Source organism: Methylosinus sp. (assembly GCF_036560965.1).
In the GTDB taxonomy this organism is placed as follows: domain Bacteria; phylum Pseudomonadota; class Alphaproteobacteria; order Rhizobiales; family Beijerinckiaceae; genus Methylosinus.
In genome coordinates, this window is the sequence record NZ_DATBQF010000010.1 from 1 (window position 1) to 15,338 (window position 15,338).

The 15,338-nt window shown below is 62.0% G+C and carries 10 protein-coding genes and 4 pseudogenes; 12 read left to right on the forward strand and 2 right to left on the reverse strand.

The window, feature by feature from the left end; genetic code table 11:
* The first annotated feature begins 10 nt into the window (after window positions 1-10).
* Together VIF40_RS02380 and VIF40_RS02385 are read left to right on the forward strand one after the other, a co-directional pair.
* A protein-coding gene (locus VIF40_RS02380; RefSeq protein ID WP_331935940.1) for an IS3 family transposase occupies window positions 11-1,197 on the forward strand; the annotation gives its coding sequence in 2 pieces (ribosomal slippage) (window positions 11-263 and window positions 263-1,197; 1,188 coding nt in all).
* A 19-nt stretch (window positions 1,198-1,216) separates the two neighbouring features.
* Window positions 1,217-1,924: pseudogene (locus VIF40_RS02385) on the forward strand (IS3 family transposase); the annotation flags it as partial.
* Window positions 1,925-2,177: 253 nt separating this feature from the next.
* Here VIF40_RS02385 and VIF40_RS02390 read toward each other — a convergent pair.
* The gene (locus tag VIF40_RS02390) at window positions 2,178-2,564 is read right to left on the reverse strand and encodes a chlorophyllide reductase (protein WP_331935922.1); all 387 of its coding nucleotides are present in this window, start codon (window positions 2,562-2,564) and stop codon (window positions 2,178-2,180) included.
* A gap of 106 nt (window positions 2,565-2,670) precedes the next feature.
* On the opposite strand from VIF40_RS02390, the gene VIF40_RS02395 reads away from it, so the two are divergent.
* From VIF40_RS02395 to VIF40_RS02440, 10 genes and pseudogenes are all read left to right on the forward strand, one after another.
* Window positions 2,671-3,252: a DUF2975 domain-containing protein gene (locus tag VIF40_RS02395; protein WP_331935923.1), complete on the forward strand. Its 582-nt coding sequence runs from the start codon at window positions 2,671-2,673 to the stop codon at window positions 3,250-3,252.
* A 10-nt stretch (window positions 3,253-3,262) separates the two neighbouring features.
* Complete coding sequence (locus tag VIF40_RS02400; RefSeq protein ID WP_331935924.1) at window positions 3,263-3,499, forward strand: helix-turn-helix transcriptional regulator; 237 nt, start codon at window positions 3,263-3,265, stop codon at window positions 3,497-3,499.
* Between the two features lie 952 nt (window positions 3,500-4,451).
* Window positions 4,452-5,117, forward strand: a complete 666-nt coding sequence (locus VIF40_RS02405) for a tyrosine-type recombinase/integrase (RefSeq protein ID WP_331935941.1) — start codon at window positions 4,452-4,454, stop codon at window positions 5,115-5,117.
* A 446-nt stretch (window positions 5,118-5,563) separates the two neighbouring features.
* On the forward strand, window positions 5,564-6,061 hold the full coding sequence (locus VIF40_RS02410) for an RNA polymerase sigma factor (RefSeq protein ID WP_331935925.1): 498 nt from the start codon (window positions 5,564-5,566) through the stop codon (window positions 6,059-6,061).
* 139 nt (window positions 6,062-6,200) lie between these two features.
* Window positions 6,201-7,157, forward strand: a complete 957-nt coding sequence (locus tag VIF40_RS02415; protein WP_331935926.1) for a FecR family protein — start codon at window positions 6,201-6,203, stop codon at window positions 7,155-7,157.
* A gap of 678 nt (window positions 7,158-7,835) precedes the next feature.
* Window positions 7,836-9,932, forward strand: a pseudogene (locus VIF40_RS02420) (TonB-dependent siderophore receptor).
* A 185-nt stretch (window positions 9,933-10,117) separates the two neighbouring features.
* Window positions 10,118-10,560: pseudogene (locus VIF40_RS02425) on the forward strand (IS6 family transposase); the annotation flags it as partial.
* A 611-nt stretch (window positions 10,561-11,171) separates the two neighbouring features.
* Entirely contained in the window at window positions 11,172-13,340 is a 2,169-nt protein-coding gene (locus tag VIF40_RS02430) for a TonB-dependent siderophore receptor (RefSeq protein ID WP_331935927.1), read from the forward strand.
* 2 nt (window positions 13,341-13,342) lie between these two features.
* On the forward strand, window positions 13,343-14,212 hold the full coding sequence (gene modA, locus VIF40_RS02435) for a molybdate ABC transporter substrate-binding protein (RefSeq protein ID WP_331935928.1): 870 nt from the start codon (window positions 13,343-13,345) through the stop codon (window positions 14,210-14,212).
* Between the two features lie 80 nt (window positions 14,213-14,292).
* A pseudogene (locus VIF40_RS02440) lies at window positions 14,293-14,488 on the forward strand (DDE-type integrase/transposase/recombinase); the annotation flags it as partial.
* 51 nt (window positions 14,489-14,539) lie between these two features.
* On the opposite strand, the gene VIF40_RS02445 reads toward VIF40_RS02440, so the two are convergent.
* Window positions 14,540-15,253 (reverse strand): FadR/GntR family transcriptional regulator, encoded by a 714-nt coding sequence (locus VIF40_RS02445; protein WP_331935929.1) that lies wholly within the window; start codon window positions 15,251-15,253, stop codon window positions 14,540-14,542.
* Between the last annotated feature and the right edge of the window lie 85 nt (window positions 15,254-15,338).

Below are 15,338 nucleotides of genomic sequence, written 5' to 3' on the forward strand. Positions count from 1 at the left end.
GACGGACACGATGAAGAAGAAACGGTTCACGGAAGAGCAGATCATCGGGATTTTGCGGGAGCAGGAAGCCGGCGCGAAGGCGGCGGACCTCGCGCGCAAATACGCGGTTTCGGAGACGACGCTCTACAATTGGAAGGCCAAGTTCGGCGGCATGGACGTTTCCGAGGCCAAGCGGCTGAAGGCGCTGGAGGAGGAAAACGCCCGTCTGAAGAAGCTCCTGGCCGATCAGATGCTCGATGCGGCGGCGCTTCGCGAGCTCTTGTCAAAAAAATGGTAGGGCCCGCCGTGAAGCGCGAAGCCGTCGCGCACCTTCAGGCCGTCATGGGCCTGTCGGAACGTCGGGCCTGCCGGATCGTTGCCATCGATCGCAAGACGGCGCGCTACGCGTCGAAGCGTCCGGCCGACGCCGAGCTTCGCGCCGAGCTGCGCGATCTCGCCAATGCACGTCGGCGCTTCGGCTACCGGCGTTTGTTCGTCTTGCTCCGGCAGCAGGGCGAGCGCTCGGGCAAGAACCGCATCTATCGGCTCTACCGCGAGGAAGGGCTGACGGTTAGGAAGCGCCGCGCGCGCCGCCGCGCCGTGGGAACACGGGCGCCGATTGTCGTCGAGGCGAAGCCGAATGCGCGATGGTCTCTCGACTTCGTGCACGACCAGCTCGCCAGTGGCCGCCGATTCCGCATCCTCAACATCGTCGACGACGTAACGCGCGAATGCCTGGCGGCGATCCCGGACACGTCGATCTCCGGCAAGCGGGTGGCGCGCGAGCTGTCGGCGCTGATCGAAAGGCGTGGCAAGCCCGGCATGATCGTTTCCGACAATGGGACGGAGTTCACCTCGAACGCCGTCCTGTCCTGGTCGGAGGCGAACAAGGTCGAATGGCATTTCATCATGCCCGGCAAGCCGATGCAGAACGGCTTCTGCGAGAGCTTCAACGGCCGCATGCGGGACGAGCTGCTCAACGAGACGCTGTTCTTCGGCCTCGACCATGCGAGAGAGAAAATTCGCTCTTGGGTTCACGATTATAACCACCAGCGCCCGCACTCTTCCCTCGGCTATGCGACGCCGACGGACTATGCGGCCGCGCTCACCGCAACAGGCGATCGGCTGCGCAACCCGGACCAGCTCCGCCGATCGCCTGTTGCTCACCCGACGCCCGCGGGCGTATCAACCGCCGGGACTCAACTCGCCGCTGGATGAAACTTCGGGGGCACGTCAGCGGCGTATCGACGAATTGCATCTCGACCATCCCTTTGCGGGGGCGCGGATGCTGCGCGATCTTTTGCGGCGCGAGGGCGTCGTCGTCGGTCGCCGCCATGTGGCGACGCTGATGAAGCGCATGGGCATTGCCGCGATCTATCGGCGTCCGAACACGAGCAAGCCCGCGCCAGGGCACAAGATCTACCCTTATCTCCTGCGCGGCGTGAAGATCGAGCGGCCCAATCATGTCTGGGCGACGGACATCTCCTATATCCCGATGCGGCGCGGCTTCGTTTATCTCGCGGCGGTCGTCGACGTGGCGAGCCGGCGCGTGCTGGCGCATCGCGTATCGATCACGATGGAGGCGGAGTTTTGCGTCGAGGCGTTGAAAGAGGCGCTGGCAAAACATGGCAGACCCGAAATCTTCAACACGGACCAGGGCAGCCAGTTCACCGGCCATGACTTCACGAGCGTGCTGCTCGATGCGAAAATCGCCAACAGCATGGACGGCAAGGGCTGGCGTGACAATGTGTTCGTCGAGAGGCTGTGGCGCAGCGTCAAATATGAGGAGGTGTATCTGCGCGCCTATGACAGCGTGTCCGAGGCGCGCGCGTCGATCGCCAAATATCTGGCCTTTTACAATGAGCGGCGCCCGCATTCGAGCCTCGACTCCCGCACACGGGACGAGGCTTATTTCGGTTGTAGCGAGGCTGTGATGGCCGCATGATCGTCGCCGCGATCTTGTCGCGCCTCTGGTCGGGCTATGCCCTCCCGACGCCGCGACAAAATCGCGAAAGCCCCGCGTTCAGTAAACCCCGGCAGTGATCCACCTTATTTCCGCGGGGCGCTGTCCAAATAAGCGGGGCCAGCTCTATACGCGGCACGAACAGTGCTGTGAACCGGCCGACAGTCCGCAGCATAGGCTGGCGCGCCTCGCCACCGCGAGGCTTGCCAGACCGAAAAGACAAGGGTCAACCGGCTTATTGGCCGTTGCATCCGGCACGAATAAGCATGTCCCTGACGATCAATGGCGTAGCGGGCGTTTCGGCCGTGTCAGGCGCAGAGGCAGCGGTTTTGAGTGCATGACGAACATTCGCGGCGCTAAGGCTCAACGTCGTCCGGCATGTCGCGCTGCCCATGCTGGTGACCGCGCTGGCGGCTTCGCCGACACCGGCAAGATAGGCGGTGAGTACCTGTTGCGCCGTCCGGTCGGTCGGCGCCTTCTCCAACATCTGCATTACCTGCGCCACCGAAATCAGGCCTCGGGAGGTCGATGGAGTGGCCATTGATGGACAGGCAACTGGGATAGCTGCGGCGAAGGCGAAGGCGACGACGGCGAAGGCCAACCGGATGAGGTGACGGGACATGTAGGGGCTCCTATTTCAGAGAAAACCGTCGTGCAGAAAGATATTATTGTAAAACAATAATTTTCGGGCCATAATTTGCCCCAGCTGAAAGAGGAGCAGTCCAGACATGGCTCAATCATCGACATTACCGGACATGAGCGCTGAGCAAGCGCGCGGGAGACGCATGGACCGCATTCGGGGTCTCAGCCATGCGATGGCGGTGGGCTGCCTTGTCACATGCGGGCTGCTCGTAGCGGCAATGGCTATCTACTGGGCCTTGACACCGATACGGACACTGTTCAGCCAGGCCGGCATCCAGGATGCTCCGGCGACGGAGATCGACATTTTGGTTCGGCTTCTGGCGTTCGGAATTTCCATGGTTCCGCTCGGGACGCTGATCTACGGACTTCTCAGTGCTCGCCGCTGCTTCGCTAGTTTTGCCGCCGGACGGATCTTTTCCAGCGAATCGATCAAACATCTCAAGGCATTCTCGATCGCAGTCGCCGGGTCGGCTCTCCTGAAGCCCTTCGCCGGCGCCGCGCTCTCAGTTCTCTTGAGTTCTCGCGCCGCGCCAGGATCAATGACGATGGCGCTGAATATCGGCTCCGATACGATCATCGCCCTGATTTTTGCAGGAACGATGGCGATCATAGCCGGGGTGATGGCCGAGGCCTTGGATATCGCCGACGAAAACAAACAGTTCGTCTGAAGGACACGGCATGCCGATCCGGGTGCGCTTGGGCGTGATGCTCGCCGAACGCAATGTGAAGTCTAAGGACCTTGCTGAATATGTTGGGATCACAGAGGCAAATCTTTCCTTGCTGAAACAGGGAAAGGTTAAGGGTGTGCGTTTCGATACGATCGAACGAATCTGTCAGTTTCTGAAATGTCAGCCGGGCGACCTTCTCTGGCACGAAGAGGGGCCGACGAGGGAATACAATAGTAGTCACGAATAGCTACAAATTCCAGGAATGTAATACAATGCATATACGCCAGACTATCACCCTGTTGCTTGCGACGGCTTTGTCCGGCTGTTCTTCGCAAGGCCTCTATTACACCGGCCAAGCTTGGCGCAGAAGCCTCTGCGACGAGATGCGCGGGGACGACCGTGTGCGTTGTCTATCCGAGGCCTCAAAATCCTACGGCGAATACCATCGGGAGAACTCTGGCACCAGTAGCCAAAAGTGAATTTTGTATGGCGATCATCCTCTGCCCTTGTGCGATATCGGCAAACGAGCGGCGGCTGACTCGAGCCTCATGGGTGGTCGAGTGAGAAGATGGTGGGCTCGGCAGGTGAAAAACGCGAGCTTCTGTCCGTCGTTGAATGCCCAAAGAACAACTGAGCTCGTTGCTGACCACGCTTTCCATTGTCATCATCGACCGCGGATGCGCGCCGGACGCCGCGGAGCCCGTCTATCGTCGACTCCGCCGTCGATCGTTCACGCCGCGGAGTCGGGCGTTCCGCCCAATGCCCTGAACACGCTCGCGGGCGGCGCACGTGTGACGATCGAAGGCGCACCCGATGCAAAGATATTGGCGAGCGGCATAGGCGCCTTGTCGAAGGCGGAGCGCTGAGTGAAACTTCGGGGGCGCGTCACAGCAAAATCGGAATGGACTTTGGGACCTGGGGTGCAGATCTTGGGCGCTGAGTGCGTGAATGGACAGTAAGTGATCTCCGCCTCAGGGTTGGAGATTGCGCGGGATCGTGCCCCAGGGCGTGGTGAAGCTGGATCGAGGCGGACACCGGGATTTCCGGCTTTGGCCGGAATGGTCAGGCGGTCACAGCGGACAGCCTGACTATGGGATCATCGCTCAAAGACGCGATGGTTTCCTGCGTCATATAGCGACCGCGCTGCACGGCCCATTCAAGTTCGGTTTCAGATCGAAGGCCGCATGCGCGACCTCGCCATGTTCAATCTCGCCATCGACAGCAAGCGACGAGGCTGCGACCTCGTGCGGCTGCAAGTGAATGACATCTGCGTCGGCGACCGCGCCGTCGTGATTCAAAAGAAAGCCGGCCGCCCCGTTCAATTCGAGCTGACCGAGCAAACCCGTCGATCGGTCCAGGATTGGCTCGACTGCCGAGGCGCCGTGAATCGCAAATATCTCTTCCCGAGCCGTTTCACGACGCGGCCTCACATTTCCTCTCGGCAATACGCGCGCATCGTGCGGAAATGGGTGGCGAGCGCCGGACTCGATGGGTCCACTTATGGAACGCACTCCATGCGACGGACCAAAGCAGCCCCAGATATGCAAAAAGCAAGGCAATTTGCGCGCCATCCAACTTTTGCCGGGGCACGACCCACGCCAAGTTGGAAAGCACGGTCCGCAATCATCGTCTCCGGGCGGTTGCAGAGGTATGTCCGCCACCGGAGGACACTGCTTTTTCAACGTTATCGGAGAGAACAACTGAAAAATGAGGCGCCATTCGCGCCATGTTGCAATCTTGCCACAGAGAATGGGCCTTCGCCGGGCCGACGATGTCTCGATCTTGACTCCGCGTCGCATCCGGGGGGTCGGTATGAGAAATGGACAAGTTCGCGCTCTGGCCGAAGGGGATTGCCCGCCTATTGATCGCGGGCCTCTTGGCGTGCGCCTTGGTCTTCCAAGGAATGGCGACGGCCGTCGCTTCCTCCCACTCCGGCGCACTCGACGTCTCCTCTGGAAATCTCGATCATTGCGCAGGCGACGCCGACAACCCCCGGCATTCGCCCGGACCACAGCCTCCTTGCTCCTGTTGCATTGCCTGTCGGGCCTTTCAAATCGACGGCGCGGCAGGGCATTTATCGCTCCTGCTCGAGGACTTCGAGTTCTCGCCTCCCCACGACATCGTATGCTTCGGCCTGTTCCCAGGCGCGGACACGACACCGCCGCTCGGCTGGATCAGCTCGTGGTCGCAGCGCGCGCCTCCTGGCCTTTCATAATCGCCATCCCATCATCCGTCGTCCGCGCATGGACGCTCTGCCCGAGTCGGGCGGCCGCGCCGACCAGAATTTCCTCCGCTCCGAGCGGAGCCCCTGATGTTCGACGACAAGAAGTCGCTCATTCGCGATCTTTTCGAGCGCAATCATCGCGCGATGCTTCGCTATTTCACGCGCAAGGTCGGACGCGAGGCCGCTCCGGACCTCCTGCACGACGCCTTCGTTCGCGTCCTGCGGCGCGACCAGCTCGAGGCCATCGCCGATCCGCCCGCGCTCTTGCAGAAGATCGCGCTCAACCTCGTCCGCGACTTCATGCGCAAGCGCAAGACCGAAATCGCCCATCTTCGCCCGAGGGAGCTTCTGGATGACGCGCCGTCGGAGGAGGCGGCGCCCGAGGACCGTCTGGAATATCAGCGACAATCCCGCCTGCTCGACGCCGCCGTCGACTTGCTGCCGCCGCGGTGCCGGGAGGTGTTCGAGCTCAGCATGGAGGATATGACTGTCGGCCAGATCGCCGCGCGGCTGGGCGTCTCCGACCGAATGGTGCGAAAGCATCTCGCCCATGCGATGCGCGTCTGCCGCGCGGCGCTCGATTGACGGAGGCGATGATGAATCTTTTCGCACGAGAGGTTCCGTTTTCGGCTCGGCGCCGTCGTAGGATATATCGGACTGGAATGCGCCGGCCCGTCGCGGGAGCCATCCGGCGCGAGACCGTGCAGGTCCAATGGGCGTCTCCATGACAGATGACAGCGACCCCTCGCCCGCGGCGACCGCGCGGGAGGCGGCCATCGAATGGTGGGTGAGCTCGAAGGCGAGCTTCTCGTGCGAGGAGCGCGCAGAATTCGACGCCTGGCTCGCTGCCGATCCCGCGAATGCGGCTGCCTACGCCGACATCGAGCGGACCTATGCGCGCGCGAAGCGCGTTCGACGCGGCCGAAGCCGCGCAGGCCGTCCTCAGGCGGTCCGTCCCGAGGTGGCGGCGCATCGCGGGCGCGGCGCGGCCGGCGCCGCGCTCGCTGCCGCAGCCGGCCTCGCCCTGTATTTCGCGGTCGATCCGGCGCTGCTCTCGCTGCGATCCGATTTTTCGACCGAAAAAGGCGAGATCAAGACCGTGACGCTCGACGACGGCTCCGATGTCACGCTCGACGCCGGCTCGGCAATCGCCGTACGCTTCGACGCCGATCGGCGTCGGGTGGCGCTGCTGCGCGGGGAAGCCTGGTTCGCTGTGGCGAAGGACACTTCGCGGCCTTTCGTGGTCGAGGCCGGGGGTGGGACCGTCACTGCGCTCGGCACGGCCTTCGAGGTGGACGTCGCCAGCGGCGTTCGCGTCGCCGTCGGCGAGCATTCGGTCGGGGTCTCGGGCGCCGGCGGAAGCGTCGTGGTCCCGGAGGGGCGGCAGACGACATTCGGCCCGCAATCGCCGCCCGCGGATCCCGTCAACGCGCCTCACAGCCTCGCGGCATGGCGGTGGGGCAGCCTGATATTCGAGGATCGACCGCTCGGCGAGGTCCTGGCGGCGCTCGCCCGTTATCGCCGCGGATTCGTCTATTGCCTTTCGGCGGCGGTCTGCGGGCGGCCGGTGACCGCCGTCTTCTCTGCCGACGATCCTTCGCGGGCCCTGCGTGAGATCGAACCATTTCTCGGCCTGCGCGCGGTTCGCCTCACCGATTATCTGATCGTCCTCTACGAATGAGCTGGGCCGGCGCGGCCTCGCCTTTTTTTAAAACTTTCTCGCAAATCGAGGTTCCGAATTTCCGACCTCCCCGTGGAGTCCTTTAGGGGCGCTCGCGCTCCCGGATGACGAGAGGCGGAGGACTAGGCGATGGGACGAGGCGCGGCGCGGTCGAAGACGTATCGTGAGGGCGGCAACATGGGATCGATTCTGGCGGTGACGGCGATGAGCGCCTTCGCGCTCGGATCGGGGGCGACGTCCACTCCGGCCGAAGCGGCGCTTCCGCCGCAGGACATCGTCTCGGACACGGTCGCGACCTATGCGATCCCCGCCGGCGCCATGGCCGGAGCGCTGACTGCCTTTGCGGAGAAGAATCATCTGCATCTGCTCTACGACGCCCGCACGACCCGCCATCTGCGATCGCCGGGCCTGATCGGGCGCCATTCCTTGCGTGAAGGGCTCGACCGCCTCCTCAGCGGCACGGGTTTCACCTATCGCTTTGCCGGTGTGGACGGCGACGTCTCCATTGTTCTCGCGCAGGCGGACAATGGCGTGCGCAGCGACGCCCAGGCGCAGGCCTTGCCAGCGATCGACATCGGCGCGGAGCGGGCCGCCGATCGCAACGGATCGCGGGGGACCGGAGCGGGCGCAGAACGCGAGACCGGATATGTGACGCCAACGACATCGACGACGACCAAGATGGATATACCGAACCTCGAGTTGCCGGCCTCGGTGAAGGTCGTGCCGGGGCAGGTGATTCGGGATCAAGCCACGACCAGCGTCAAAGAAGCACTCGAGAACGTCAGCAGCATACAGCCCGCCCAGACGCTCGGCTCAGGCTCATTTTTCTATGTGAGAGGCTTCCTGGACAAGGGAAAAATCTACCGCAACGACCTAGTCTCCACCTCGACGGTCTACTATACCGATCTCGACACGGCGAATGTCGAGCGCGTCGAGGTGCTGAAAGGTCCCGCCTCGGTGCTCTATGGCCGCAGCGAGCCGGGCGGCCTCATCAACATCGTGACCAAGCGCCCGGTGGACGCGCCGATCCGCGAGGTCTCTCAGGCGTTCGGAAAATATAACGAGTATTCTACCCGATTCGATTACAACGAAGCGCTGACAGTGGACAAGTCCGTGCTCTATCGCGTCTCCGGCGGCTACACCAACAAAGACACCTTCGTCGACTTCACCCACCGGGAAAAGCTTCTCGTCAATCCGGCGGTGACCTGGAAGCCGGACGAAGATACGAAGATCACCGTCGACGCCGAATATTTCTGGGAAAACTTCCAACCTACCCTCGGCATTCCCGTGTTCGCCGGCGACCGTCCGGCGAATATCCCCGTGTCACGCAATTTCCAGGATCCCACCACTCCGCCGGACAAGATCCGGAACTGGCACGCCGCGATGGAGGTCACCCACCGCTTCAATGACATGTTCGAGTTCAAGAATCGGTTCCTCGCCGGCCAGCTCGACTGGACCGCGAGCTTCCTCGATCCGACGCCCTTCTTCGGCGCGCCGCTCCTGTCCAACGGAAATCTCCAGCGGAAGCTTTTTCCGTCCGGGAACGCCGCCGATGTCTATTCGACCAATTTCGAGCTGCTCGGGCATTTCAACACGCCATTCATGCATCACGACACGCTGGTGGGGGTGGACTATCTCAACAACACCAACCATTACTATTTCAACCAAGCTTTTTCGACGCCGAACCCGGCGTTCAACATCAACATCTTTTATCCCTGGCCGAGCTACAACGTCTCCCCAGGGTGGTATGGTTACGCCCAAGCGCTGGGCGGCGGGAGCACCAACCATTTGTACTCGGTCTCGGCGCAGACTGGCGTCTATTTTCAAGATCACATCTCGCTGCTCGATGGAAAGGTCCATATCCTCGGCGGCGGCCGCTACGACTGGGCCGACGAAGGATCGGCGCGAGGCGTCTCGTTCACCATCGCCGAGACGGCTCTCGCATCCGGCTACAATCTCCTGCCGCCCACGGCGCCCGGCTGGCTGCACGCCGAGCGCTTCAGCCCGCGCGTCGGCGCCGTCTATATGCCCGTCCCCTGGGCGAGCGTGTACGGAAGCTGGACCACCTCATTCGGCCTGAACAATGGCTTCAGCTCGGCAGGTCAGCTTCTTCCGCCGCAAACATCCGAGCAGATCGAAGTCGGCGCAAAGGCCGAGATTTTCGACGGACGACTGACGACGAGCATCGCGCTGTTCAACATCAAAAAGAAGAATATTCCGACGCCGGACTACGCGTCGACGGTTCAAGGCGCGCAAAAGACCATCGGAGAGGCGCGGAGCAAGGGCGTCGAGATCGAGATGAACGGCAAGGTCCGCGACAATGTGAGCGTGATCAGCAGCTTCACCTATATGGACGCGCGAACCGTCAGCGACGCGACGATCGCCACCGGCGCCTTCGGCCCCTATTTCACGATGCTCGGACACCGGCTGCAGAATATTCCGCGCTATCAGGGCAATCTCTAGGCGAAGTGGGACGTGACGGAGATCGAGCAGCTCAGAGGTCTCAGCCTCGGCTTCGGCGTTTATGTCGTCGGCAACCGGCAGGGCGATTACATCAGCTCGTTTCAGCTTCCCGGATATGTGCGTCTCGACGCGATGGCCGCCTACACATGGAATGTCATAGGCAAGAAGGTGACGGCGCAGCTCAATCTCAAGAACCTCGCCAACACCCGCTATTTCGAGTCGACCGACATCAACACCAACGCCAATCCGAGATACTCCGTTTATCCTGGGACGCCGTTCTCCGCGGTCGGCACGATTAAGGTCGAATTTTGACAGGCGGAAACGATCTGGTTCACCGAGGCAGCAATTGTTCTGTGGCGGGCCCAGCCGCGCATGACGCCCGGCGGTTCTGTCGCGAATTTTTCTCGCAAGTCGGTTGGGCTATGGTCGCCGGGGTGTGGGGCAGGCGGAATAGTGCGATGATCGATTTCAAGGGCAGCCATGTCGAACGCGACGTGATCGATGAGACCTACGTGAAAGTCAAAGGCCGCTGGAAATATCTGTATCGAGCGGTCGACAAGGCAGGCGCGACGGTAGATTTCCTGCTGACTGCAAAGCGGGATTGCAACGCCGCGCTGCGCTTTTGCGCAAGGCGATCGGCCAGCATGGCGCGCCGGAGACGATCACGATCGACAAGAGCGCCGCCAACACGGCTGTGATCGAAAGCGACAATGCGGGGCATGAAGCGGACATCGAAATCCGCGGCATCAAATATCTCAACAATATTGTCGAACAGGCTCATCGAGCGGTGAGGCGAGTGACGCGGCCGATGCTGGGTTTCAAATCATTTCGATCTGCAGCCGCGACACTCTCGAGGATCGAGCTCATGCATATGAGCCGAAAGGACCAGACCAGGGGCAAATTGCGTCCAGCGCAGCAGTTCTACGCCCTCGCGGCGTGAGCCGCGTCACTCTCAGACGCCCATGTCGCGTCCGTAAACAAAATTTGCGACGCAACCCCTGCAATGCATGATCGCGGCTAGCTGGTCCGCACCGATCGGTCCGTCTCGACGGCTGGGCGTGAGTTCGGAGTCATGGCGCCGACCACCTGGCGCCTCGCCGATCTCGACGCGGGCCGGTTGGTCGAACTCGCGATCGAGGACATACCTTCTGGCGGCCTCGCTTTGCCTATGGCCGCAGTCTATCGGGCGTCCGATCCGCCGAGACCGACGGGCCGCTGGATGATCGAATGTCTCGCTGCCTGTCCGGCGCGGATGGCGTATGCCTCGAGAGCGGGGATGCGCCCGCGGTGAAATGTCTTCCCGCTCGCGCCGTAGCCAGTCGGTCCCACGCGGAAGAGGCCGAGCCGGGCCGCCTCGGCTCACAAGAGCCGATGCTCAATATTTCGGCGGAGTGCATTATTTATATAATTGAATTACTTATTGTCTCGACTTCAGATGCGCCGGACGCCGATCGATATTCCCCGCCAACGGATCGGCGACGAATTGGAGCGAACGCAATGGGCCGAAGAGCCGGCATTTCTATCGAAGGTCCCCGCCGACGCGATCGACGCGTGACGCCTTTGTTCCTTGCGCAGAGACAGAGACAGTTCGGCGGGCTCGGCATTTCCGCGCTCGGCGTGAGTTTCGCGGCGCTTTCGATCTCGGCGGCTCGAGCGCAGGACGCGCCGAGCGAGCTCCCGGCCGTCGATGTCGCCGCGGCAGGCGCGCCGACCAGCGCAGCAACCGTCGAAGGCGGCTATCGAGTCAAAAACGCCTATGTCGGGCCATTCGGCGACAGGGCCTTGATCGATACGCCGCTTTCGATCACCGTCGTTCCGCTCGATCTCATGAAGAACCAGCAATTGCTCAGCCTGCGCGAAGCCTTTCGGCTCATTCCCTCGGTGCAGGGCGAAAATATCCGTCCGCAGACCCGCGGCATGCAGGCGGGAGTGGTACAGAACACGCGCATCGACGGGCTGAATATCGCGGCGACGACCGATTATCCACTGGAGCAATTCGAGCGCATCGAAGTGTTGAACGGCTTGTCCAGCGCGATCTATGGTCCGTCCAATCCGGCAGGCGCATTCAACTACATCCTCAAGCGGCCGACGGAAGCGCCGTTGCGCGAATTCACCTTTTCCTATCTGTCGCAAAGCGCCTGGCTCGGCCATGCCGATCTCGGCGGCTTTCTCGACCCCGAACGCCATTTCGGCTACAGACTGAATTTGCTCGAGCAGAATGGCGAGTCCTATGTCGACGGCAGCCAGTCGAAGCGCCAACTGGCGAGTCTCGCCTTCGACATTCATGCGACGCCGAGCACCGTGCTCGAAACCAATGCGAGCTTCTACAATTTCGTGACCAAAAATCTTCCGGGCACATTCACGCTCGGCCGCAACGCCACGATTTTTCCGGCGGCGCCCGATCCTTCCCGGCAGGGCTATGGGCAGACGTTCGGTGGCGACGACAATCAGACGGCGATCTTCAGCGGCAGACTGCGTCATGATTTCGATCAGGACTGGCGTCTGACATTGGGCCTCTTGCGTCAATCCAATGATCGCGCCTCGACTGTTCCGACCAATACGTTGACGGATAATTTTGGACGCTATACGACGACGGCCGCAACAACCACATTCTCCTTGGACACGGTGCTCAGCAATCAGGCCGCCTTGAACGGCCGCTTCTTCACTGGACCCGTCTCTCACGATGTCGTCTTCGCCAATAATGGCTTCCTTTGGGATCGCTATCGCCCTTATGTGCTCGGCGCCGTCACGCTCGGCAGCGCCAATCTCGCCAATCCGGCGCTGTTTGCCGCCCGTTCCTTTCCTGATTTCAAGAATCGCTTTCTTTCGGTCGAAACCTTTCAGCAATCGCTCACTGTCGGCGACGTCATCGGCTTCGGCGAACATTGGGGCGCGCAATTCGCGCTTTCACAGAGCTGGATCAGTGCGCGGAACCTGAGCAACGCCGGCGTGACGACCAGCGCCTATGACACGAGCGGCGTGAGTCCGACGGCGAGCCTGTTGTTCAAGCCGATGCGCAATCAGACCGCCTATCTGACCTATTCGGAAAACCTGCAGCAGGGCGACACGGCGCCGAACGGCGTCGCCAACGCCGGGGCCGTTCTCGCCCCTTTCCGCGCTAAGCAATGGGAGCTCGGCTATAAAATCGATCTCGACAGGATCGATCTGCGTGCGGCCCTGTTCCAGATCGAGCGACCCTATGCTTATACGGTCCACAATGTCTATGGCGTCAACGGCAAGCAGATCAATCGCGGCATCGAGCTGAACGCCTCGGGAAAGGCGACCGACGACCTCACCGTCTTCGCCGGTCTCTCCCTGCTCGATCCGAGGCTCTACGACACCGGCTCGGCGCTGACGAACGACAAGCAGATCCTCGGCCTGTCCCATGTCGTATTCAACATTCTCTTGGATTATCAGATCCCGTTCGCGCCCGGCCTCGCCGCGAACGCCAATATCAATTTCGCCAGCAACAGGCCCGGCAATTACGCGAACACGACCTTCGTCGACGGCTACACCGTCGCCGATCTCGGTCTACGTTACAGCACGCATCTGCTGGATCGCGCAGTGACATGGCGCCTCAACGTCTACAATGTCGCCAATGCGCATTATTGGGCCAATGTCACGCCGACCGGCCAGAACGGCTACAACAGCACGGACTTCGGCTCGGGCACACTCGGCGCGCCACGCACGCTGCGTCTTTCCATGCAGATGGAGCTCTGATCATGTCCATCTCACGAGTCCGGCGCATCGTCGCATTGTCACTCTTTCTTTCGCCGCTCCCGCCATGCGTTGCGGAGGAGGCTCCTGGCGGCCCTCCGCTTCACATACATGCGGCGGGCAGCCTCGGCGGAGCCCTGCGCGCAATCGTCGCGCGCTACCAACAGGAGACGGGCGAGACGATCACCATGGTTTTCGGCCCTTCGGGCCTACTGCGCGAGGGAATAGAAAAGGGGAATGAGGCTGATCTCTTTCTCTCCGCGGATCGGCAGCATCCGGAGCGGCTCGCCGCCGAAGGAAAGGCGGCGCCGCCGGTCATTTTCGTCCGCAACACGCTCTGCGCCACGGCGCGCGCCGATCATGCCCTGACGACGGACCGGCTTCTCGACCATATGCTCGATCCAGCGACAAAGATCGGCACATCGACTCCCAAAGCCGATCCCGGCGGCGATTACGCCATGGCTCTGTTCGCCAGGGCCGAGAAGGCCCATAAGGGCGCCGAGCAAATCCTGCGAGCGAAAGCGCGAGCCCTCGTGGGCGGAGCCCCGCCGGAGCCATCGGCCATGCATCCGAACGCGCGAGCCGGACAAAGCGCCCCCGCGCCGACAAAGAAGTTTCTACTCGATGGAACGGTCGATCTCTTCATCGGCTATTGCAGCCGTCGGGAGACGCATCCCGATCCAGATCTCGTCAGCGTGCCGGCGCCAGAGGCGCTCGCCGTGCGCGCCGATTACGCCTTGGCTCTGTTGCGCGACAAAGCGCCCGAGCAGCAGGCGGCGGCGGCCCGTTTTGCTCTGTATCTGATGACGCCGCGCGCGCAGGCGATCTTCGCCGATTACAATTTCATCCCCATCGCCGCGCCCTCAGAGCCTTGAAATTGACGGGCTCTCGAAACGGGAAACGACAGCTTCCTGTTCAAGGACAGCTCGGGGAAGGCGGACAAACCTGCAAAGGAGAAAGCTGGCGCTTCGATGAGACCTATGGGAAAGTCAAAGGCCGCTGGAAATATTTGTATCGAGCGGTCGACAAGGCAGGCGCGACGGTAGATTTCGTGCTGACCGCAAAGCGGGATTGCAAGGCCGCGCTACGCTTTTTTGCGCAAGACGATCGGGCAGCATGGCGCGCCGGAGAAGATCACGCTGGTCCGCTCGATAGCGTATAAAGTCCGCGGAACATCAATCTCCGCTCGTCCCGAAACATACTCACTTTTTCGAGGGCGCCGCCCCGCCCATCGAAAGCGCAACGATCATGGGAGTCGCCACCGCGCGCGCCGCTGCGGCCGCCGCGTCGCCGTCGCGACGCTCGATCGCATCGATGATGATGGCATGGAGGTCGAGTCCTGGATTGGGGAGGTCGCCTTCGTCCAGCGCCTCCGACATATAGACGCGCACGGAGCCCGCGAAATAGCGATAGAGCTCGGCGAGCGCCGCATTGCCCGACATGCGCGCGATGGCTCCGTGGAACGCTATGTCGGCGTCGACGAAATCCTCGCGCGCTGCATGGTCCCTGCGTTCGCCACGCCGGCTCAGCAGCTCTCTCAAGAATGCGACGTCGGCCTCCGAGCGATGCGTTGCGGCAAGCCGAGCCGCCTCGGCTTCTAGCATCGCCCGCAGCTCATAATGCTCTCGCAGGCTGGAGCGGCCGATCCGGCGCATGGTCTCGGCCGCGTCCACATTGGTTCGCACATAAGTGCCGTCGCCCTGGCGGACTTCGAGAACCTGCGCGTGGGAGAGAACGCGAATCGCCTCGCGCACCGTGTTTCGGCCCACATCGAGCATGTCGGCGAGCTCTTGCTCGTTGGGGATCTTCGAGCCGACTTTCCACGCGCCGCTTTCGACCTGAGCGCGGATCAGATCGATCGTTGACTCGACGAGCGAACGCCGAGGCGCCTGCGGAATCGTGGTCGGGGACGACATATTCGACCTCATATTAGAAGACGCCGGTCCTCCCCAGTCGATGACGGGGTGGTCGCGAGCTTGACGGCGGCAGACAAACATAGGA